This window comes from Paraburkholderia sp. Ac-20336 (assembly GCF_017105025.1).
Taxonomy (GTDB): Bacteria; Pseudomonadota; Gammaproteobacteria; order Burkholderiales; family Burkholderiaceae; genus Paraburkholderia.
In genome coordinates this window covers 21,489-42,715 of sequence record NZ_JAAGPS010000059.1, presented here as the reverse complement: position 1 = coordinate 42,715, position 21,227 = coordinate 21,489, and the positions used below count along the sequence as shown (strand labels likewise).

Annotated in this window: 14 protein-coding genes and 1 pseudogene; 8 read left to right on the top strand and 7 right to left on the bottom strand. The window is 64.9% G+C overall.

Annotation, left to right across the window (positions count from 1 at the left end; genetic code table 11):
* From GXB81_RS17840 to GXB81_RS17825, 4 genes and pseudogenes are all read left to right on the top strand, one after another.
* A pseudogene (locus GXB81_RS17840) lies at nucleotides 1-372 on the top strand (collagen-like triple helix repeat-containing lipoprotein); the annotation flags it as partial.
* A gap of 373 nt (nucleotides 373-745) precedes the next feature.
* Nucleotides 746-2,137, top strand: coding sequence for a collagen-like triple helix repeat-containing protein (locus GXB81_RS17835; protein ID WP_205989905.1), 1,392 nt, complete (start codon nucleotides 746-748; stop codon nucleotides 2,135-2,137).
* Nucleotides 2,138-2,504: 367 nt separating this feature from the next.
* Nucleotides 2,505-4,211: a ShlB/FhaC/HecB family hemolysin secretion/activation protein gene (locus GXB81_RS17830; protein WP_167284662.1), complete on the top strand. Its 1,707-nt coding sequence runs from the start codon at nucleotides 2,505-2,507 to the stop codon at nucleotides 4,209-4,211.
* A 213-nt stretch (nucleotides 4,212-4,424) separates the two neighbouring features.
* The gene (locus GXB81_RS17825; protein WP_167040157.1) at nucleotides 4,425-4,910 is read left to right on the top strand and encodes a DUF2147 domain-containing protein; all 486 of its coding nucleotides are present in this window, start codon (nucleotides 4,425-4,427) and stop codon (nucleotides 4,908-4,910) included.
* A 160-nt stretch (nucleotides 4,911-5,070) separates the two neighbouring features.
* Here the strand turns inward: GXB81_RS17825 and GXB81_RS17820 are convergent, their stop codons facing one another.
* The 6 genes from GXB81_RS17820 to typA form a co-directional block, all read right to left on the bottom strand.
* Nucleotides 5,071-5,529 (bottom strand): transposase, encoded by a 459-nt coding sequence (locus tag GXB81_RS17820; protein ID WP_167284661.1) that lies wholly within the window; start codon nucleotides 5,527-5,529, stop codon nucleotides 5,071-5,073.
* A 120-nt stretch (nucleotides 5,530-5,649) separates the two neighbouring features.
* Complete coding sequence (gene zapE, locus GXB81_RS17815; protein WP_167040161.1) at nucleotides 5,650-6,747, bottom strand: cell division protein ZapE; 1,098 nt, start codon at nucleotides 6,745-6,747, stop codon at nucleotides 5,650-5,652.
* Between the two features lie 89 nt (nucleotides 6,748-6,836).
* Nucleotides 6,837-8,267 carry a dihydrolipoyl dehydrogenase gene (gene lpdA, locus GXB81_RS17810; protein WP_167284660.1) on the bottom strand — a complete coding sequence of 477 codons (1,431 nt, stop codon included), beginning with the start codon at nucleotides 8,265-8,267 and terminating at the stop codon, nucleotides 6,837-6,839.
* A gap of 135 nt (nucleotides 8,268-8,402) precedes the next feature.
* Nucleotides 8,403-9,671 carry a 2-oxoglutarate dehydrogenase complex dihydrolipoyllysine-residue succinyltransferase gene (odhB, locus tag GXB81_RS17805; protein WP_167040165.1) on the bottom strand — a complete coding sequence of 423 codons (1,269 nt, stop codon included), beginning with the start codon at nucleotides 9,669-9,671 and terminating at the stop codon, nucleotides 8,403-8,405.
* A gap of 158 nt (nucleotides 9,672-9,829) precedes the next feature.
* Complete coding sequence (locus GXB81_RS17800; protein ID WP_167284659.1) at nucleotides 9,830-12,691, bottom strand: 2-oxoglutarate dehydrogenase E1 component; 2,862 nt, start codon at nucleotides 12,689-12,691, stop codon at nucleotides 9,830-9,832.
* 280 nt (nucleotides 12,692-12,971) lie between these two features.
* Nucleotides 12,972-14,798, bottom strand: a complete 1,827-nt coding sequence (gene typA, locus GXB81_RS17795) for a translational GTPase TypA (protein WP_167040169.1) — start codon at nucleotides 14,796-14,798, stop codon at nucleotides 12,972-12,974.
* 324 nt (nucleotides 14,799-15,122) lie between these two features.
* Here typA and GXB81_RS17790 point away from each other — a divergent pair, with 324 nt between their 5' ends.
* The 4 genes from GXB81_RS17790 (at nucleotide 15,123) to GXB81_RS17775 (ending at nucleotide 20,148) form a co-directional block, all read left to right on the top strand.
* Entirely contained in the window at nucleotides 15,123-15,638 is a 516-nt protein-coding gene (locus GXB81_RS17790) for a MarR family transcriptional regulator (protein ID WP_167040171.1), read from the top strand.
* A gap of 49 nt (nucleotides 15,639-15,687) precedes the next feature.
* Complete coding sequence (locus GXB81_RS17785) at nucleotides 15,688-17,214, top strand: efflux transporter outer membrane subunit (protein ID WP_167284658.1); 1,527 nt, start codon at nucleotides 15,688-15,690, stop codon at nucleotides 17,212-17,214.
* 84 nt (nucleotides 17,215-17,298) lie between these two features.
* Nucleotides 17,299-18,540, top strand: coding sequence for an EmrA/EmrK family multidrug efflux transporter periplasmic adaptor subunit (locus GXB81_RS17780; protein ID WP_205989904.1), 1,242 nt, complete (start codon nucleotides 17,299-17,301; stop codon nucleotides 18,538-18,540).
* 45 nt (nucleotides 18,541-18,585) lie between these two features.
* Nucleotides 18,586-20,148: a DHA2 family efflux MFS transporter permease subunit gene (locus GXB81_RS17775; protein WP_167040177.1), complete on the top strand. Its 1,563-nt coding sequence runs from the start codon at nucleotides 18,586-18,588 to the stop codon at nucleotides 20,146-20,148.
* Nucleotides 20,149-20,288: 140 nt separating this feature from the next.
* Here GXB81_RS17775 and truB read toward each other — a convergent pair whose 3' ends face one another.
* Complete coding sequence (gene truB, locus GXB81_RS17770; RefSeq protein WP_167040179.1) at nucleotides 20,289-21,224, bottom strand: tRNA pseudouridine(55) synthase TruB; 936 nt, start codon at nucleotides 21,222-21,224, stop codon at nucleotides 20,289-20,291.
* Nucleotides 21,225-21,227 lie beyond the last annotated feature (3 nt).

Genomic DNA, 21,227 nt, shown 5'->3' with positions numbered 1-21,227 from the left:
ACGGGCCTGCTGTCCAGCGTGACGGGTGCGCTCACGGGCGCAACCAGCGGCAGCGGCGCCGGCAGCGGCCCGCTTGCGCCGGTCACGGGCCTGCTCTCCAGCGTGACGGGCACGCTCACGAACACGACGGGCGGCAGCAGCGGCCTGCTCGCTCCGGTCACCGGCCTGCTCTCGAGCGTCACGAATACGCTGGGCGGTGCGACGTCGGGCGTCACGACGGCGACGAATTCGGCGGCGACCAGCTCGGCGACGAACCCGGCCGCCGGCATTTCGCTGTCGTCGACGACGGGCAAGGGCACGACGGGCAGCAATCCGCTCGCACCGGTGACGTCGCTGCTCGGCAGCGTGCTCGGCGGACTGGGGAAGAAGTAAGCCGCTTGCCTGAAGAAGGTGGCGCGGCGGTATCCATCGGACGTGATCGCGCCACGCCGTTCGCGACTCGGGCGACACGCACGGCACGCGCCGCGCCGGCCGAAGTGCGGCGCGAACCGCCGGCCGCACGACGGCCACACGACGACCGCCACGCAGAAACACCCGCGCTTCGGCATCAAGCTTTAACCCCAGGCTTCAACTCCAGGCCGCGCTTCAAGGCTCGACAAAAGATTCGCCGGGGCCGACCACGGCCCCCGCTTTGCCCCGCACCGGGCCGCGCCACCCGGAATGCACGTTGTGACGGCGCAAGCAATCGCAAGGAATTGCACGAAATCGGCCGTACGCGGCACACGATGAACACGGAGGAGCACCCATGTCCACTCAACGTTTTTTTTCTCTCCATGCGGCGTGCGCGACCGTCTCGTCGTTGCGCGCACCGCTGATCGCCGTCGCGGTCGCCAGCCTGCTCGCCGCGTGCGGCGGCAGCACAGTCAGCGCGCCGCCGAGCGCTGCAAACCCCGGTAGCGGCGGCAACTCCGGCACCAATACGCCGGGCACGACCACGACGACATCCAAAGGCACGAGCGGTCTCGCCACCGTCGCCGCGCAAACCACCAGCGATCTCGGCAACGCGATCGCGTCGCAGACGATCCCGGGCCTGAGCCCGCAGGTCACCCAAGGGGTCGGCAGCGCGGTGTCGAGCACGAGCGGCACGCTCAATTCGCTCGCCGACGCGGTCAGCAACGGCCTCGGACAGACCGGCACGACGAGCAATCCGGTCGGTACGACGGTCGGCGGCCTCGGTTCGGTGGTCAGCTCGACGAGCGGTGTCGTGCAAGGCCTGAGCACCGCGGTCAACGGGCTCGGCTCCGGCACACTCGCGCCGCTCTCGCCCGTGACGACGCCGCTCGCCGGCACGCTCTCGACGGCCGCCACCGCGTTGAACGCGGGCGGCGCGACGCTCGGCAACGTGCTCAACTCGGCGCCGGTGCAGCAGATCACCCAGCCGCTCAGCACGGCGATCACGCCGATCGTCACGAGCGCGGGTCTCATCACGCAGACGGTCGGCACGCAGACCGGCCTCGGTGCACCGCTCGGCGGCGTGCTCGCGCAGGTCGGCGGCGCGCTCAACACGGCGGGCTCGAAAGTCGGCTCGGCCACCGGCAACCCGCTCGGCGCCGACGTCGGCGCGCTCGTCAGCTCGCTCGGCAACACGGTGACGAACGCGGGCGGCCTCGTCAATCCGAACGGCCCGAACGGCGCGAATCCGATTCCCGGCTTGATCACGAGCCTCGTCGGCAGCACCAACGTGGTGGTCGCTGGCGGACCGCCCGCCAACGGCAATCCGCTGAGCCCGCTGCAAAGCTCGCTCGCGAGTCTCGGGCTCGGCAGCAATCCGCTCGGTTCGTTGACGACCCTGCTCGGCGGCTCGCCGCTCGGCTCCCTGACTTCGACGCTGAACGGCACGCCGCTCGGCTCGCTGACGTCGCTGCTCGGCGGCACGGCCAGCGGCTCGAATCCGCTGACGACGCTCACGGGCACGCTGAGCGGCCTCACGAATATCGGCTCGGGCAGCGGCGGCCAGGCGCTCGCGCCGGTGACGGCGCTCGTCGGTCAGTTGACCGCGACGCTGACGACCGTGACGAGCTCGGTCGGCGGGTTGAGCACAACGACGGGTTCGAGCAGCTCCACGGGTAGTTCGGGCAGTGCAACGGGCGGCGTGTCGACGTTGCTCGGCAGCCTGTTGCCGCTCAGCCATAAGTAAGCCGTTCATGCAGACGCTGCAACGGCGTTGCAGATGAACCGTCCGGCAAGATGCGCTCGCGCGCGCTTGCCGGACGACGCATGTCGGGGCGATGCATTCGGCATCCATATATCGCCATGCTGTGCCTACAGTAGCGGAATGCAGTAACGAGATGCACGAACGCAATGCAGCAAGCGAAACGCGGCGAAAAAGCATCGCGCGCAGACAGTCGAATTCATAACAGGCGTCACGCATGCTCAAGCTCGCCGGGCTCGTGTCGATATATACGTCAGCACGGCAATATGCGTCGAGCCTCCTATAAGCGATCGAGACCCGCCCGGCCAGGCGGCACGCTCGCAACACAAAAATGGCATACGAGGAAAATCCGATGAGATTCGGGTATGGCAGTCAATGGAGTAGATGGACCATCGCGCTCGCGGCCATCGCGGCCAGCGCGACGCAGATGGAAGCCCATGCGCAATCCCGCCCGGTCGGCGGCAATCCGCTCGATTCTCTGCCGCAGATCAAGGCCCCTGACCGCGGTCCGAACGTGACCGTGCAGGTCGCGCCGCAAGCCCCTCAGCTTCAGGAACTGCTCGCCCGCCATCTGACGCCTTCGAGCGTGAAAGTCGAAGGCGTGAAGTCGATTCCGTTCGACCTGGTCGCGCAGCGCTTCACACCGCTCGTCGGCAAGGACATCACGATCGGCGAGCTAATCGAAGTGGCCAACGGCGTCACGAAGCTCTATCAGGAACGCGGCTTCGCGCTCTCGTTCGCGTTCATCCCGGCGCAGACTTTCGCCGACGGCGTGGTGCGCGTGACGGTCGTCGAAGGTTATGTGTCGGCGGTCAAGGTCACGGGCAATCCGGGCCAGGCCGAAGACAGGATTCGCGCAATCGCCGATCACATCGTCGCCGACAAGCCGCTGCATCGCGCGACCTTCGAACGCTTTACCCAAGTGCTCGGCCTGCTGCCGGGCATCAAGGTCGCCGCCAACGTGCCGCCGCCGCAAAACACCGACGGCGCGACCACGCTCGAGCTGAACGTAACGCGCAAGCCGATCGACTTCAGCGGCGGCCTGAACTTCAATCAGCCCGGCGTGCAGGGCCTGCTGACCGCCACCAGCAACGGGCTGACCGCGCTCGGCGAACAGCTGAGCGTATCGGCACTGCTGCCCAAGGGCCGCGACAACGTCACCTATCTGGCCGCGCACGCGGGCGTGCCGATCGGCAGCAACGGGCTGACCGGCAACATCGACGCGTCGCACTACCGCGGCAATCCCGTCGATACTCCCGGGCTCGCCTCCAACATCACGCGCACGGTCATCAACGACAAGATCGGCGGCTCGCTCGCCTACCCGCTCCTGCTGAGCAACACGCGCAGCGTGATCGGCACCGCGTCGGTCTATGCCTCGCACAACGAGGACCGCTATCACAATGACGACACCGGCGCGCAGATCGGCTTGCGCTCGCAGGTGCGCGTGATGCAGTTGCAGGCCGACTACATGGCCGTCGATCCGGGCCAGGTGCGGCGCGCGAGCATCAACGTCGCGAAGGCGTTCAACATTCTCGGCGCGTCGAAGTCCATCGACTCGAACGTGCCGGGCCCGACCGGCACGAACCCGGCGTCGCTCAACTTCGTGCGAACCGGCGCGAGCTTCTCGCAGACCAACGAGTGGCCGCTGAAGATCGGCACCTCGGTTTCGCTGACGGGCCAGTACAGCGCGGTATCGCTGCCGACCTCGGAGCAGATCTCGTTCGGCGCCCAACGTTTTGCGCAGGGCTACGAGCCGGGCGAGGCGGCGGGCGATTCGGGCTGGGGCGCGATCTTCGAAGTCAACCGGCCGATTGCGCTCGGTTTCACGTATCTGCAATCGTTCACGCCGTATGTGTCGTTCGACATGGCGCGCGTGTATCTGCACGCGGGCACGCCGGCACCGTCGCGCCTGTCGTCGATCGCGTTCGGCTTCCGCATTACCGATGCGCGCTTCTACAGCCTCGATCTGTCGGTCGCGAAGGCGGTCGGCGACGCGCCGGTGGAAAGCCCGTCGCGCAGTCCGCGCATCAATGCGACGTTCTCCTACCAGTTGAATTGACACGCCTGCGCAAGCATCGGGTACGCGTTGCCGATTAGAAGTCCTACTATCAAACGGCATGCGTACTTTCGCGTATTCTGCGCTGACGATGCCAACGGCAACGCGCCGGCATCGTCCCGCATCGCGCAGGCCGGTGGCGCATCAGCCGCCGGCAACGATGCTCATAACGCCGCGCGACCACGATCGCGCCGTCTCTCATCAAGGAGGAAGACAATGACGCAATTCACTCAACGCGCCCGCGCGATCGCGCTGCGCACCGCCCGGCACGCAGCGCTCGCCGGCGCCCTGCTCGCGAGCGCCGTGACGGCGATGGCGCAAACCGATACGCCGGTCGGCACCTGGCAAACGATCGACGATCACACCGGCCAGCCGAAGGCACTCGTGCAGATCACCCAGGACGGCAACGGCGAGTTGAGCGGCAAGGTCATCAAGGGGCTCGGCGCGAACGACCAGCCCGATCGCCGCTGCACCGAATGCACCGATGCGCGCAAGGACCAGTTGATTCTCGGCATGACGATCGTCGACAGCATGAAGAAGGATGGCGACAGCTGGGATCACGGGCAGATTCTCGACCCGGAGAACGGCAAGGTCTACAAGTGCAAGATGCATCTCGAAGACGGCGGCAACAAGCTCGTGGTGCGCGGCTATATTGGCGTCTCGCTGCTGGGCCGCTCGCAGACGTGGGTGCGCCAGCAGTAAGACACGACGCGTAAAGCGCGGCGTCTTGCCTGAACGGATGTAGGGCGGTGGAGCGGATCGATAGCGCGCCCGGTACACAACAGACACGCAGCATGACCAGGAAACGGCCGGCGATGAAAATCGCGCGGCCGTTTTCATTGACGGACAACCCCGCGCATGGCTATGCGGCCTGCCTGAGCGACGTGCCATAGACGAACGGCGACTCCGACGACGGCGTGGCGATTGCGGGACTGCACACGCCGGGCTTCACGTGCACCACCGCGGGCGCCTTTGCCGCGGCCTTGCCCTTCTGCGGCACGTTCGCATGCGTGCGCATGCGCGCTTCCATCAGGCGACAGAGTTCCTCGCTCGACGCACCGAGCAGCAGCCCGGTCACGCGCTTGAGCACGCCGGACTCATACCATGTTTTGAAGCGGCGGTGACAGGTTTGATACGACGGGTATTTGCGCGGCATCGCGGACCACGTCGCACCGCTGTACATGACCCACAGCACGCCATTGAGCACCGCGCGCGTATTGGCAAGCGGCCGGCCGCGCAACTCGACGCGCGGACGCAGTTCAGGCAGTAGCGGCGCGACGCGGCGCCATTCTTCATCGGTAATATCGCGGTACGGATTCATGCTTCCTCCTTTGTCAGAACTACAACAAAAGATAGCCAGTCATCCGTTCGCGGAATATAAGACGACTCCGAATCTTGAAATGCGTTGTCCGATAAATCCGGATGCGCGACCGCAGCCGGCTTACGTCAGCGACGTATCGACGATCCGGCGCGGCGTATCGAGATATTCCTTCGACTGCATCTCGACGATGCGCGACACCGTGCGCGTGAATTCGTTAGCCATCGGCCCGTCGACGTACAACTGCTCCGGCGGCACCGCGGCCGACATCAGCAGCTTGACCTTGTGGTCGTAGAACACGTCGATGAGCCATGTGAAGCGGCGCGCTTCCGAGGCCATGCGCACCGTCATCTGCGGCACGCCGGAGAGAATCACCGCGTGAAAACGGCTCGCGAGCTCAAGGTAGTCGTTCTGCGAGCGCGGGCCGCCGCACAGCGTCGCGAAGTCGAACCAGACGACGCCGTCGGCGCGGCGCAGCGCCTTCAGCTCGCGCTTCTCGATATGCAGCAGCGGGCTTTCGTCGGGCACCGCGGCAAGCCGCGCGAAAGCGTCGCGCAGCGCCTTGTCGGCGGCGGCGCCGAGCGGCGAGTGATACATCTCGACCTGCGCCAGCGTGCGACGCCGATAGTCGATGCCCGCATCGACGTTGAGCACGTCGAGCCTGTTCTTGATGAGCTCGATCGCGGGCAGCATGCGGTCGCGATGCAGACCGTCCGGATACAGCGTATCGGGATCGTAGTTGGACGTCATCACGAACTGCACGCCGTTCTCGAACAGCTTGTCGAGCAGACGGTACAGAATCATCGCGTCGGCGATGTCCGATACGTGGAATTCGTCGAAACAGATCAGCCGGTAGCGCTTCGCGATGCGGCGCGCGAGTTCGTCGAGCGGATCGGCCTGGCCTTTCAGTTCTTCGAGTTCGCGATGCACTTCGCGCATGAACTCGTGGAAATGCAGACGCGTCTTTCGCTGCACCGGCACGATCATGTAGAAGCTGTCCATCAGGAAGCTCTTGCCGCGCCCGACGCCGCCCCACATGTACACGCCGCGCGGTAGATCCGGGTGATTGATCAGCTTCTTGAACGCATTCGAGCGGCGCGACTTGTATTCGACCCACTCTTCATAGCACCGCTGCAGGCGGTCGACCGCCGCGCGCTGCGCCGGGTCCGATTGATAACCGCGGGTCTGCAGTTCTTTTTCGTAGTATTCGGTGACGTTCATCGTGTTGCTGCAAAAAAGAAAGGCGGGAGGGAGTGAACCCGCCCGCCTTCGGCGATACCAGGATTGCGTTTCGGCTCAGGCGTGCGCGCTTACATGTTCAGCGCGCGCTTGTCCACGGCGAGTGCCGCTTCGCGCATGACTTCCGACAGCGACGGGTGCGGATGGCAAATGCGGCCGATGTCTTCCGAGGCTGCCTTGAATTCCATCGCCACCACGGCTTCCGCGATCAGGTCCGATGCGTTGGCCGAAATGATGTGCACGCCGAGCAGCTCGTCGGTCTTCGCGTCGGCGATCATCTTGACGAAACCGTCCGCCTTCGCAATGCCGAGCGCGCGGCCGTTCGCCATGAACGGGAACTGGCCCGTCTTGATCTCGCGGCCTTCGGCTTTCAGTTGCTGCTCGGTCTTGCCGACCCATGCGATTTCCGGCTCGGTGTAGATCACCCACGGAACGCAGTTGTAGTCGATGTGCGGCTTCTGGCCGTCGATCACTTCCGCGACCAGCACGCCTTCGTCTTCGGCCTTGTGCGCGAGCATCGGGCCGCGCACCACGTCGCCGATCGCATACACGTTCGGCACGGCCGTCGCGCAGTGGTCGTTCACGTCGATGAAGCCGCGCTCGTTGGCCTTCAGGCCGATCGCTTCGAGGCCGAGGTTGTCGGTGTTCGGCACGCGGCCGACCGACACGATCAGACGGTCGGCTTCGAGCGTCTGCGCGTTGCCGTCCTTATCCGTGTAGGCGATCGTCACGCCGTTCGCGCTCGTCTTCACTTCGCCGACCTTCACGCCGACGTGAATGTCGAGACCCTGCTTCTTGAACTGCTTGGCCGCTTCTTTCGAGAGCGCCTGGTCAGCCGCGCCGAGGAATTCCGGCAGCGCTTCGAGCACGGTCACTTCCGCGCCGAGGCGGCGCCACACCGAGCCGAGTTCCAGACCGATCACGCCCGCGCCGATCACGGCCAGCTTCTTCGGTGCCGAGTCGAACGAGAGCGCGCCTTCGTTGTCGGCGATCAGCTTGTTGTCGACCGGAATGCCCGGCAGATGACGCGCCTTCGAACCCGTCGCGATGATCACGTTCTTCGCCGTGACGACTTCGGTTTCGCCTTCGCCGCTCACTTCGATCTGCACGCCGGCGTCGGTCTTGCCGGCGAACTTGCCATGGCCCTGGAGCCACGTGATCTTGTTCTTGCGGAACAGGAATTCGATGCCCTTGGTCATCTTCTCGACGATGCCGTCCTTGCGGGCCATCATCTTCGAGATATCGACCGTCACGTCGCCCACCGAAATACCGTGGTCAGCGAGGTGATGCGAAGCGTTTTCAAACTCTTCCGACGACGCGAGCAGCGCCTTCGACGGAATGCAGCCGACGTTCAGGCAGGTGCCGCCGAGCTTCAGCGCGCCGGCCGGATTCTTCCACTTTTCGATACATGCGACGGTCTTGCCGAGCTGCGCTGCGCGAATGGCGGCGATATAACCGCCGGGGCCCGCGCCGATCACGACGACGTCAAATTCTTTGGACATGACAATCCCTTTGATGACGGAACGGCGCCGGGCCATCTAAGGTGGCGCGCGCCGTTCCGGTACTGCTGAATGCTTGAAGACTTACTGCGGATGGCGCCGGCTGGCCACGCCGGCCGGCGCCAGTGGAACGTGCGCTTACAGGTCGAGCAGCAGGCGCGCCGGATCTTCCAGCGCGTCCTTCATCGCGACCAGCGACAGCACCGCTTCGCGGCCGTCGATGATACGGTGGTCGTACGAGAGCGCGAGGTAGTTCATCGGGCGGATCACGATCTGGCCGTTTTCGACCACAGCGCGTTCCTTGGTGGCGTGCACGCCGAGAATCGCGGACTGCGGCGGGTTGATGATCGGGGTCGACAGCATCGAGCCGAACACGCCGCCGTTCGAGATCGAGAACGTACCGCCCGTCATTTCTTCGATCGACAGCTTGCCGTCCTTCGCCTTCTGGCCGAATTCGGCGATCTTCTTCTCGATGTCGGCGAGGCTCATCTGATCCGCATTGCGCAGGATCGGCACCACCAGACCGCGCGGCGAACCGACCGCGATACCGATGTCGAAGTAGCCGTGATAGACGATGTCGTTACCGTCGATCGACGCGTTCACGAGCGGGAACTTCTTCAGCGCGTGAACAGCCGCCTTCACGAAGAACGACATGAAGCCGAGCTTCACGCCGTGTTCCTTCTCGAACTTGTCCTTGTACTTGTTGCGCAGGTCCATGACCGGCGCCATGTTCACTTCGTTGAACGTCGTGAGGATGGCGTTGGTTTGCTGCGACTCGAGCAGACGCTCGGCGATACGCGCACGCAGACGCGACATCGGCACGCGCTGTTCCGGACGGTCCTTGAGCCACTGGTCGGCCGATGCCGGAGCCTTGACGTCCGGCAGCGACGGCTTGGCGGCCTTCGGTGCGGCAGCCGGTGCCGGTGCAGCCTTGGCAGCCGGAGCGCCGGCGGCGAGCACGTCGCCCTTCGTGATGCGGCCATCGCGGCCCGTGCCGGCGACGTCGCCAGCGGCCAGGCCCTTCTCCGCCATCAGCTTGCCGGCAGCCGGCGAAGCCGCGGTGTTCGAACCCGTTGCGGCGGCAGCCTGAGCGGCCGGTGCCGCAGCAGCTTCGGCAACCGGAGCCGGCTTCACTTCGGCTTCGACGGCAGCGGCGCCTGCCTTGCCTTCGGTGTCGATCTTCGCGATCACCTGGTCGGCCACGACGGTGTCGCCGTCGTTCGAGATGACTTGCGCGAGCACGCCCGCAGCCGGAGCCGGCACTTCGAGCACGACCTTGTCGGTCTCGATTTCGATGAGGATTTCGTCCTGAGCGACAGCCTCGCCCGGCTTCTTCTTCCACTGCAGCATGGTGGCTTCCGAGACCGACTCGGAGAGCTGGGGAACCTTGACTTCAACAATAGCCATTATGAGTATCCTGAATACGTATCGGGTGACGGCGCTTCTTCACGACCGCCTGCGAACCTCGGGCGCCGCGCCTGAACCTCATGGGAACCGTTCGACGCGGTTCGGCGCGGCGCGGGAAAAATGCACTACGGTGCACCTTTCCCGGCTCGACTGTTTCCTTATTTAGCGATCGACGCGCTCTTGAGGCGGCCGAAAGCGCCTTCGACCAGCGCCTTCTGCTGCTCGTAGTGCTTCGCGTAGTAACCGACTGCCGGCGAGGCCGAAGCCGGACGGCCGCTGTACGCCAGCTTCTGCCCGTCCTTCATGCCTTCCTTCAGGTGGTGCTCGATGTAGAACCACGGGCCCTGATTCTGCGGCTCGTCCTGCACCCAGACCACTTCGGTCGCGTTGTCGTACTTCTTCATTTCCGCTTCGAACTGCTTGTGCGCGAACGGATAGAGCTGTTCGATACGGATGATCGCGACGTCGTTCGCCTTCGCTTCGCGGCGATGCGCGACGAGGTCGTAGTACACGCGGCCCGAGCAGGCGATCACGCGCTTGACCTTCTTCGCGTCGATCGACTCGTCGGTTTCGCCGAGCACCGGCTGGAACGAGCCCTTCGCGAGTTCCGACAGGTCCGACACGGCTTCCTTGTGACGCAGCAGCGACTTCGGCGTGAAGACGATCAGCGGCTTGCGGAACAGGCGGATCATCTGGCGACGCAGCAGGTGGAAAATCTGCGCCGGCGTGGTCGGCTGAACGACCTGCATGTTGTGGTCCGCGCACAGTTGCAGGAAACGCTCGATACGTGCCGACGAGTGCTCCGGACCCTGGCCTTCGTAGCCGTGCGGCAGCATCATGGTCAGGCCCGAGACGCGGCCCCACTTCACTTCGCCCGACGAGATGAACTGGTCGATCACGACCTGCGCGCCGTTCACGAAGTCGCCGAACTGCGCTTCCCATGCGACGAACGTGTTCGGTTCAGCGGTCGAGTAGCCGTATTCGAAGCCGAGCACCGCTTCTTCCGACAGCACCGAGTCGATCACCGTGAACTTCGCCTGACCTTCGGCGATGTTTTGCAGCGGCACGTACGTGCCGTCGTTCCAGCGCTCGCGGTTCTGGTCGTGCAGCACCGCGTGACGGTGCGTGAACGTGCCGCGGCCCGAATCCTGACCGGTCAGGCGCACCGCGTAACCCGATGCGACCAGCGACGCGAACGCGAGGTGCTCGCCCATGCCCCAGTCGAGCTTCGCTTCGCCGCGGCCCATGGCGCGACGGTCGTTGATCACGCGCTCGACGAGCGGGTGAACCTTGAAGTTTTCGGGAATCGTGGTGATGCGCTCGGCGAGGCGCTTCAGTTCCGCGAGCGGCACGGCCGTGTCGGCCGCGTCGGTCCACTTGCGGTTCAGGAACGGCACCCAGTCCACCGCGTACTTGCTCTTGTAGTTCGAGAGCACCGGGTCGACCGTGTGGTGGCCTTCGTCCATCGCCTTGCGGTAGGCCTTGACGAATTCGTCGCCTTCGTCGGCCGAGATCACGCCTTGCTGCACGAGCTTTTCGGCGTACAGCGCGCGCGTGCCCGGATGCTTCGCGATCGTCTTGTACATGAGCGGCTGCGTGACCGCCGGGGTGTCCTGCTCGTTGTGGCCGAGCTTGCGGAAGCAGACGATGTCGACGACGACGTCCTTGTGGAACTGGATCCGGAAATCGATCGCGAGCTGGATCGCCAGCACGACCGCCTCGGGATCGTCGCCGTTCACGTGCAGCACCGGCGCCTCGATCATCTTGACGACGTCCGAGCAGTACAGCGTCGAGCGCGAATCGCGCGGGTCCGACGTCGTGAAGCCGATCTGGTTGTTGATGACGATGTGCAGCGTGCCGTGCGTGCCGTAACCGCGCGTTTGCGCGAGGTTCAGCGTTTCCATCACGACGCCCTGGCCCGCGAAAGCCGCGTCGCCGTGGATCTGCACCGGCAGCACCTGCAGGCCGGTTTCGTCGCCGCGACGGTCCATACGGGCCTTCGCCGAACCCTCGACCACCGGGTTGACGATTTCGAGGTGCGACGGGTTGAACGCGAGCGACAGGTGAACCGGGCCGCCTTCCGTTGCGACGTCCGACGAGAAGCCCTTGTGGTACTTCACGTCGCCGGCCGGCAGATCGTCGACGTGCTTGCCTTCGAATTCGGCGAACAGGTCGGCCGGCATCTTGCCGAGCGTGTTGACCAGCACGTTCAGACGGCCGCGGTGCGCCATGCCGATGACGATTTCCTGGACGCCGTTCGCGCCGCCGTGGCGCACGACTTCGTCCATCGCCGCGATGAAGCTCTCGCCGCCTTCGAGCGAGAAGCGCTTCTGGCCGACGTACTTGGTGTGCAGGAAACGCTCGAGGCCTTCAGCGGCCGTCAGGCGGTTCAGGATGTGCTTCTTCTTGTCGTTGCTGAAGTTCGGCGTCGAGCGGATCGATTCGAGCCGTTCCTTCCACCAGCGCTTCTGCTCCGGATCGCTGATGTACATGTACTCGGCGCCGATCGTGCCGCAGTACGTGTCGCGCAGCGCCTTGACGATGTCGCGCAGCGTCGCCCGCTCGAACCCGAAGTACAGGTTCGTTGCACTGAACTCCTGGTCCATGTCGGCTTCGGTGAAGTCGTAGAACGCGGGTTCAAGTTCGGGGATTGCGGGACGTTCGCGGCGCTTCAGAGGATCGAGATTGGCCCATTGCGAGCCGAGGAAGCGATATGCGCCGATGAGAGACTGGACGTAGACCTGTTTGCGGGAGGTGGCGAGGTCTTCGCCGCCGGCCGTTGCGCGCGGCAGGAAGGCATTGGCCTTGGCGCGCTGGGCAAACGACTCGACGATCGGGCCGTGGGCCACGTCGTTGGCGTTGCTGCCGTCCGATGCGGGCACGTTTTGCAACGCATCGAAATAGCTGCGCCAGGTCTCGGGCACTGACGCCGGATTATCGAGATACGCTTCGTACATTTCTTCGACGTACGGAGCATTGCCGCCGAACAGATAAGAGTTCGACTGGAATTGCTTCATCATTTTTACGCTCACCTTTCTTCGAGCTTCTCGAGAAATAGCGGGTTACAGAACCTTCCGCGACACGGCCTGACCGTTTAGCGGATTGCGCGAATCAAGTCTTGCTTGGAAGGACCTAAAACAGTGCACCCGGGAGCATAGCACAGAACGAATAGCCCAGATAGCGAACCGCATAGGGGCAAACGCCCGTGACGGCGGGCGTTTCACGGATGGGCCGAAAACAGCGAAGCCACCCGAAGGTGGCTTCCATTACTGCTACCCGGTCACGCCGGCTTGCGGTCGCTTACTCGGCAACCTTGTTGCGGCTCGCGCTGCGGCGCTCGTGTTCCTTCAGGTAGCGCTTACGCAGACGGATCGACTTCGGCGTGACTTCGACGAGTTCGTCGTCGTCGATGAATTCGACCGCGTATTCGAGCGACAGCTGGACCGGCGGCACGAGACGCACGGCCTCGTCGGTGCCCGAGGCGCGCACGTTGGTGAGCTGCTTGCCCTTGATCGGATTCACGACGAGGTCGTTGTCGCGGCTGTGAATGCCGATGATCATGCCTTCGTACAGCGCCTCGCCCGGCGACACGAACATGCGGCCGCGGTCCTGCAGCTTCCACAGTGCGTACGCAACGGCCGCGCCGTCGTCCTGCGAGATCAGCACGCCGTTGCGGCGCTCGCCGACCGCGCCGTCCTTGACCGGCTGGTACGAATCGAACGTGTGGCTCATCAGGCCCGTGCCGCGCGTGAGCGTGAGGAATTCCGACTGGAAGCCGATCAGGCCGCGCGCCGAAATGCGGTACTCGAGACGCGTGCGGCCACGGCCGTCCGATGCCATGTCAAGCATTTCGCCCTTGCGGCGGCCGAGTTCTTCCATCACGCCCCCCTGGTGGGTGTCTTCCATGTCGACGGTCAGGTTTTCGTACGGCTCGTGCTTGACGCCTTCGACTTCCTGCATCACGACGCGCGGACGCGACACGGCCAACTCGTAGCCTTCGCGGCGCATGTTTTCGACCAGAATGGTCAGGTGCAGCTCGCCGCGGCCCGCCACTTCGAACGTAGTTTCGTCGCCGGTATCGCGCACGCGCAGCGCGACGTTGTGATTCAGTTCCTTCATCAGGCGGTCGCGAATCTGGCGGCTCGTGACGAACTTGCCCTCGCGGCCCGCGAGCGGCGACGAGTTGACGAGGAAGTTCATCGTCAGCGTGGGTTCGTCGACCGTGATCATCGGCAGCGCTTCCGGCTGTTCCGGCGAACAGATCGTCACGCCGATGCCGACTTCCTCGATACCGTTGATCAGCACGATGTCGCCCGCTTCAGCCGAGTCGACCTGCACGCGGTCGAGCCCCTTGAACGACAGCACCTGGTTGATCTTGCGATTGAGGATTTCGCCTTCCGGACCCGAGCGCACTGCAACGGCCATGCCCGGCTTGATGCGGCCGCGCGTGATACGACCGATACCGATACGGCCGACGTACGACGAATAGTCGAGCGAGGTGATCTGCAGTTGCAGCGGACCTTCCGGGTCGGCCGGGCGCACCGGCACGTGCTTGAGGATCGCCTCGAACAGCGGCCGCATGTCGCCGTCGCGCACGTCCGCCGTGAGGCCGGCATAACCATTGAGACCCGATGCGTAGACGATCGGGAAATCGAGCTGCTCTTCGCTTGCGCCGAGCTTGTCGAACAGGTCGAAAGTCTGGTTGATGACCCAGTCGACGCGCGCACCCGGGCGGTCGACCTTGTTGACCACGACGATCGGCTTCAGGCCGAGCGCGAGCGCCTTCTTCGTGACGAAGCGGGTTTGCGGCATCGGGCCTTCCACCGCGTCGACGAGCAGCAGCACCGAGTCGACCATCGACAGCACGCGCTCCACTTCGCCGCCGAAGTCGGCGTGCCCCGGCGTGTCGACGATGTTGATGTGCGTGCCTTCGTACTCCACCGCGCAGTTCTTCGACAGGATCGTGATGCCGCGCTCCTTTTCGATGTCGTTCGAGTCCATCACGCGCTCGGCGATCTGCTGGTTCTCGCGGAACGTGGCGGTCTGGCGGAGGAGCTGGTCGACGAGCGTGGTCTTGCCGTGGTCGACGTGAGCAATGATGGCGATGTTGCGTAGGGCGCGGGTCATAGGAAACCTGGAGACAGTTGGAGTGCGCCGCTTGCTTATGCTGCTGGTTGGGGAGATCACCCCGACAACAAGCCCAAAGCGCACTTTTGGGAACCCAACATTATAGCATGGCGAAATGATGCTCTCTGGTATTCCCCGATAGACCGCCCTTCTTTCTTCTACTGCGTGCCGGCTGGCAACCCGCCCGGCGCCGCCCCTCGACGAACCTTACCCTCATCGTCCGAGCGGGAAAGAATCCTTGCCTAAGCTGTAATAACGCTTGTCGCGTCAATCAACAGCCGACTATACTAATGCCTAGTCAACCATTGCATTCGCACGAGAATCATGTCGGAGCCGTCCACCGAATCCATGCCGGACCTTAGCGAGTATCAACTCGGCGAAAGCGTCGGCTATCTCCTCTCGCGGGTGAAATCGACCATGTCCAACCTGATCACGCAGCGCAGCATGGCCGAGTTGGGCATCACCAGCCAGCAGGGCAGCATCCTGTTCATGGTGGCGAGCGGCAAATGCCTGCTGGCCGCCGAACTGGCCCGCGAATACGGCATCGACGCCAGCGCCGTCACCCGCCTGATCGACCGGCTCGAAAAGCGCGGCCTGCTCACCCGGGTGCGCAGCAACGAAGACCGGCGCGTCGTGCGCCTCGCGCTGACACCCGAAGGCCACGCAATCGCCGCCCGCATGCCGGGCATTTTCAATAGTGTGCTCGACAGCCTGCTGAACGGTTTCACCGCCGAGGAAGTGGGTTTCCTGAAGAGCATGCTGCGCCGGGTGCTCGTCAATTCCGGCGAACAGACGGGACTGACCCGCGAGGCCGCCGGCAATCCCGACGGTAAATCCTGAGAAATTGCTTGCTGCGTCCATCATTACCTTCCACTCAAAGAGTCGAGCGATGAAATCCCTTTTCCTGTCCGCGCCCGCGCTTCCGAGCCGGGCCGCCGTCGCCGCCGCGGTGACGGCGCTCGCCCTCACGGGGTGCGCGAACTACATCGGCGTGAAGAGCGACAAGCAGATCGCGTCGCCGGCGCAGTATGAGTCGACGCAGAGCCTGCCCAGCGAAGGTGGCCAGTGGCCCTCGCTCGACTGGGCCAACCAGTTCGGCGACCCGCAACTGCCGAAGCTGATCGCGGAAGCGCTCGAGGGCAGCCCGTCGATCGCCCAGGCGCAGGCGCGTCTCGCGAAGGCTTCGTCGTATATCGAAAGCTCGCGCTCGGCGCTGTTCCCGAAGGTCAACGGCAGCTATTCGTGGACGCGCGAACTGTTCTCGGCGAACGGTCTCTACCCGCCCCCGTACGGCGGCACGTGGTTTAGCGAAAACAACGTGCTCGCGAGCGCGTCGTGGGACCTCGACCTGTGGGGCAAGAACCGCCAGCGTCTCGGCCAGGCCGTGTCGCAACAGAAAGCCGCCGAAGCGGACGTACAGCAGGCGCGCGTGACGCTCGCCGCGTCGGTGGCGAGTACCTACAACCAACTCGCGCAGCTGTATGCGTTCCGCGATATCGCCGCGCGCGAGATCGCCAACCGCCAGGATGTCGGCCGCATCACCAACGGCCGCGTGGCCGCCGGTCTCGACTCCAACGTCGAGAAGCAAACGGCCGTCGGCAACATCGCGACCAGCCAGTCGAACCTGACCGACCTCGACGGCCAGATCACGGTCGTGCGCTATCAGCTCGGCGCGCTGCTCGGCAAGGGCCCGGACCGCGGCATGCAGATCGCCAAACCCGCGCTCACGGGCGGCGACACGGTCGCGCTGCCGGACAACATCCCGGCCGATCTGGTGGCGCGCCGCGCGGACATCGTCGCCGCCCGCTGGCAGGTCGAAGCCGCGATGCACGACGTCAAGGAAGCGAAAGCCGAGTTTTTCCCGGACGTGAACCTCGCGGCCGGTTTCGGTTTCGACGCGCTCGGCTGGGGGCGCTTTCTGACCGCGGCGAGCCGTCAGACCCAGTTCGGCCCGGCGATCCATCTACCGATCTTCGACGCCGGCGCGCTGCGCGCGCAGCTGAAGGGCCGCTATGCCGACTTCGACCTCGACGTCGCGAACTACAACCAGACGCTGATCAACGCGCTGCAGGACGTGTCGACGCAGGTATCGTCGATCCGCTCGATCGACCAGCAGTCGGGCGACGCCCAGCGCGCGCTCGACGCGTCGAGCAAAGCGTATCAGCTCGCCGTGGTGCGCTACAAGGCGGGCCTGTCGCCGCAGTTGCAGGTACTGACCGCCGACGAGAACAGGCTCGCCGCCGAGCAGACGGTGACGGGGCTGAAAATGCGCCGCCGCGATCTGCAGATCGGCCTCATCAAGGCGCTGGGCGGCGGCTTCGACGCAACCCGGAGCGGTCTCGTGGTGCCGACCGACGCCCCGGCATCGGCAACGGGCACCGATACGAGTGCCGCCGCCAGCACCGCCGCGAAATAAGCCGCCCACCGCCACGCCGACGCCAACGCATCCGCACGAATCAACGAGTCAACGACGCCGTACAAAAGAACCCGGAGCACATCAATGAGCACTCCCCAACAGCCCGCCACCCCGCCGCAAACGGCGAACAACGGCAAACGCAAGCGCATGATGACGCTACTCGTCATCGTGATCCTGATTGCCGCGGTCGCGTACGGCCTGTACTACTTCCTCGTCGCGCGCTTTCATGAAGACACCGACGACGCTTACGTGAGCGGCAACGTCGTGCAGATCACGCCGCAGGTCACGGGCACCGTGATCGCGGTGAACGCCGACGACACACAGGTCGTCAAGGCCGGCGACCCGCTCGTCGTGCTCGATCCGGCCGACGCGCGCGTCGCGCTCGAACAGGCCGAGGCCAATCTCGCGCAAGTGGTGCGCCAGGTGAGCGGCCTGTTCGCCGACGACAGCCAGTACGAAGCGCAGGTCGCGGCGCGCCAGGCCGATCTGTCGCGCGCCGAGGACGACCTCAAGCGCCGTCTGGCCGTCGCGCAAACCGGCGCGGTGTCGCAGGAAGAAATCTCGCATGCCCGCGATTCCGTGAAAACCGCCCAGGCCGCGCTCGACGCCGCCAAACAGCAACTGGCGGCAAACCACGCGCTGACCGCGAACACCACGATCACCGATCACCCGAACGTGCAGGCCGCCGCCGCGAAGGTTCGCGACGCGTATCTGAACAACGCGCGCAACACGCTGCCGGCGCCGGTCACGGGCTACGTCGCGAAGCGCTCGGTGCAGGTCGGCCAGCGCGTCTCGCCGGGCACGCCGCTGATGGCGATCGTGCCGCTGCACGACGTGTGGGTCGACGCGAACTTCAAGGAAGTGCAGCTCAAGCATATGCGCATCGGCCAGCCGGTCGAACTGACGGCCGACGTGTACGGTTCGTCGGTGCCGTATCACGGCAAGGTGGTCGGCTTCTCGGCCGGCACGGGTTCGGCGTTCTCGCTGCTGCCGGCGCAGAATGCGACCGGCAACTGGATCAAGGTCGTGCAGCGTCTGCCGGTGCGTATCGCGCTCGATCCGCAGGAACTCGAAAAGCACCCGCTGCGCATCGGTCTGTCGATGCAGGCTGACGTCGACATCAAGGACGAGACCGGCGGCCAGCTCGGCCAGGCACCGACCACGGCCTACCAGACCAATGTCTTCGACAAGTACGGCGACGAAGCCGATGCGGTCATCGCACGCATCATCGCGGAAAACGCGGGGCCGAATGCGAACGGCGGTGCGCAGAAGTCGACGGTGCAAAACGGCGGCGCGGCCGCCCAGCCGACGGCGAAGAAGGGCTAAGGAACAGCTAAAACTCCGCGCGACGATTCATAGAAGGCTTTTTCAATGGCTCAGGCTCAGGCGCAAGTCCCTCACCCGCCGCTCGAGGGCGCGCAACTGGTGATCGGCACCATCGCGGTGTCGCTCGCCGTGTTCATGAACGTTTTGGACACGTCGATCGCGAACGTGTCGATCCCGTCGATTTCCGGCGACCTCGGCGTATCGTCGGACCAGGGCACGTGGGTCATCACGTCGTTCGCGGTCGCCAACGCGATCTCGGTGCCGCTGACTGGCTGGCTCACCGACCGCATCGGCCAGGTGCGCCTCTTCATGGCGTCGATCGTGCTGTTCGTGATCTCGTCATGGATGTGCGGACTCTCGCCGAACCTGCCGTTCCTGCTCGCCTCGCGCGTCTTGCAAGGCGCGGTGGCCGGTCCGATGATTCCGCTGTCGCAAACGCTGCTGCTCGCGAGCTATCCGCGCGCGAAGGCGCCGATGGCGTTGTCGATGTGGGCCATGACCACGCTGATCGCGCCGGTCGCCGGCCCGATTCTCGGCGGCTGGATTTCCGACAACATCTCATGGCCGTGGATCTTCTACGTCAACATTCCGGTCGGCGCGATCGCGGCCGCCGCGACATGGATGATCTTCCGCAACCGCGATTCGGTCATCAGGAAGGCGCCGATCGACGGCGTCGGCCTCGGCCTGCTGATCGTCTGGGTCGGCTCGCTGCAGGTGATGCTCGACAAGGGCAAGGACCTCGACTGGTTCTCGTCGACGACGATCGTCGTGCTCGCGCTCGTTGCCGTGATCGCGCTCGCGTTCTTCATCGTATGGGAGTTGACGGCCGAGCATCCGGTCGTCGACCTGTCGCTCTTCAGCCGGCGTAATTTCACGGGCGGCACGGTCGCGCTGTCGATCGGCTACGGGCTCTACTTCGGCAATCTCGTGCTGCTGCCGCTGTGGCTGCAAACCGATCTCGGCTACACCGCAACCGAGGCCGGACTCGTGATGGCGCCCGTCGGACTGTTCGCGATCCTGCTCTCGCCGATCACCGGCAAGGTTCTGCCGCGCACCGATCCGCGCTATATCGCGACGCTGTCGTTCCTGATATTCGCGCTGTGCTTCTGGATGCGCTCGCGTTATACGACCGGCGTCGATACGTGGTCGCTGACACTGCCGACGCTGATTCAAGGCATCGGCATGGCCGGCTTCTTCATCCCGCTCGTGTCGATCACGCTGTCGGGTCTGCCGGGCCATCGCATTCCGGCGGCATCGGGTCTGTCGAACTTCGTGCGGATCATGTGCGGCGGCATCGGCACCTCGATCTTCCAGACCGCGTGGGATCACCGCACGATCACGCATCACGCGCGGCTGACCGCGCAGGCGAACGTGTACAACCCGGTGTTCGATCAGTCGATGCAGCAGATGGGTAGCGCGGGCTTCAGCCAGGCGCAGACCTACGGCCTCTTCAACAACATGGTCTCGCAGCAGGCCGCGCAACTCGGCGTGAACGATCTGTTCTTCACTTCAGCCGGCATTTTCGTCGCACTGATCGCGCTGATCTGGATCACACGGCCGGAGCGGGCGGGCGGCGATGCCGGCGCGGCAGCGGCCGCGGCGCACTGAGGTTTCGTAACGGTTCGGCAACATAAGCAGGACGGCATGAAAAAAGCGGGATCGCCTGATGGCGATCCCGCTTTTTTTATCTGCGCGGCGGCCAGAGAAGTCGCTGCGCTTCCGGATCAGACATCACACGTTACGCGAGCCTAGCTCCCGGTCGTCACCACCAGGCGTTCGGGCGCCAGCACGCCTTCGCCCTGTTTCGCGACGCCGAGGAGCCGCCCCTGTGCCGCGTACACCCTCACGCGCGGCGCGTTCGCGGCGTCGGCGCCAATCGTCAACGACGACAGCTTCAGGCGCTGGCCGTGCAGAAAGCGACGCGTGTCGTCTTCGTTCAGGTGGACCTCGGGAAACGTCGACAGCAACGCATCGACCGGTTGCAGCCATCCGTCTCGCTCGGCTTGCGTCGCGTCGGACAAGGCATCGAGCGTAACCGCGTGTTCGAGCGTCAGCGCGCCGACGCCCGTGCGCCGCAGCGCAACCAGATGCGCGCCACAACCGAGCGCTTCGCCGATATCCTCGGCCAGCGTGCGCACATAGGTGCCCTTGCTGCACGTCACGCGAAACGTCACGTCGGGCAGCGCGCACGCGATCAGTTCGAGCGCATGGATCATCACCTGACGCCCTTCGCGCGCGACCGTCTGCCCGGCCCGCGCGTATTCGTAGAGCGGCTTGCCGTCGCGTTTGAGCGCCGAATACATCGGCGGCACCTGGACGATATCGCCAATAAAGCGCGCCAAGGCCACCCGCACTGCCGCTTCGTCGCAGGTCACGGCGCGCGTGTCGAGCGCTTCGCCTTCAGCGTCGCCGGTGGTCGTGCGAATGCCGAGGCGCATCGTGGCCTCGTAGGTTTTGTCGGCTTCGAGCAGGTCTTGCGAAAACTTGGTGGCCTCGCCGAAACACAGCGGCAGCAGACCGGTCGCGAGCGGGTCGAGCGTGCCGGTATGGCCCGCCTTTTTCGCCAGATAGAGACGCTTCGCGCGAATCAGGGCGTCGTTGCTCGACAGCCCGATCGGCTTGTCGAGCAGCAGCACGCCGTCGAGCGCGCGACGCGGCACGCGGGGGCGTTGAGGTGCAGTCATGTC

Bases quoted from the DNA above. Each gene is read 5' to 3' on its own strand.
- GXB81_RS17830 (WP_167284662.1), top strand. From the start codon at position 2,505: ATGAGATTCGGGTATGGCAGTCAATGGAGTAGATGGACCATCGCGCTC.
- GXB81_RS17790 (WP_167040171.1), top strand. From the start codon at position 15,123: ATGTCGGAGCCGTCCACCGAATCCATGCCGGACCTTAGCGAGTATCAA.
- GXB81_RS17825 (WP_167040157.1), top strand. From the start codon at position 4,425: ATGACGCAATTCACTCAACGCGCCCGCGCGATCGCGCTGCGCACCGCC.
- GXB81_RS17835 (WP_205989905.1), top strand. From the start codon at position 746: ATGTCCACTCAACGTTTTTTTTCTCTCCATGCGGCGTGCGCGACCGTC.
- truB (WP_167040179.1), bottom strand. From the start codon at position 21,224: ATGACTGCACCTCAACGCCCCCGCGTGCCGCGTCGCGCGCTCGACGGC.
- odhB (WP_167040165.1), bottom strand. From the start codon at position 9,671: ATGGCTATTGTTGAAGTCAAGGTTCCCCAGCTCTCCGAGTCGGTCTCG.
- typA (WP_167040169.1), bottom strand. From the start codon at position 14,798: ATGACCCGCGCCCTACGCAACATCGCCATCATTGCTCACGTCGACCAC.
- GXB81_RS17780 (WP_205989904.1), top strand. From the start codon at position 17,299: ATGAGCACTCCCCAACAGCCCGCCACCCCGCCGCAAACGGCGAACAAC.
- GXB81_RS17820 (WP_167284661.1), bottom strand. From the start codon at position 5,529: ATGAATCCGTACCGCGATATTACCGATGAAGAATGGCGCCGCGTCGCG.
- GXB81_RS17800 (WP_167284659.1), bottom strand. From the start codon at position 12,691: ATGATGAAGCAATTCCAGTCGAACTCTTATCTGTTCGGCGGCAATGCT.
- lpdA (WP_167284660.1), bottom strand. From the start codon at position 8,267: ATGTCCAAAGAATTTGACGTCGTCGTGATCGGCGCGGGCCCCGGCGGT.
- zapE (WP_167040161.1), bottom strand. From the start codon at position 6,747: ATGAACGTCACCGAATACTACGAAAAAGAACTGCAGACCCGCGGTTAT.
- GXB81_RS17785 (WP_167284658.1), top strand. From the start codon at position 15,688: ATGAAATCCCTTTTCCTGTCCGCGCCCGCGCTTCCGAGCCGGGCCGCC.
- GXB81_RS17775 (WP_167040177.1), top strand. From the start codon at position 18,586: ATGGCTCAGGCTCAGGCGCAAGTCCCTCACCCGCCGCTCGAGGGCGCG.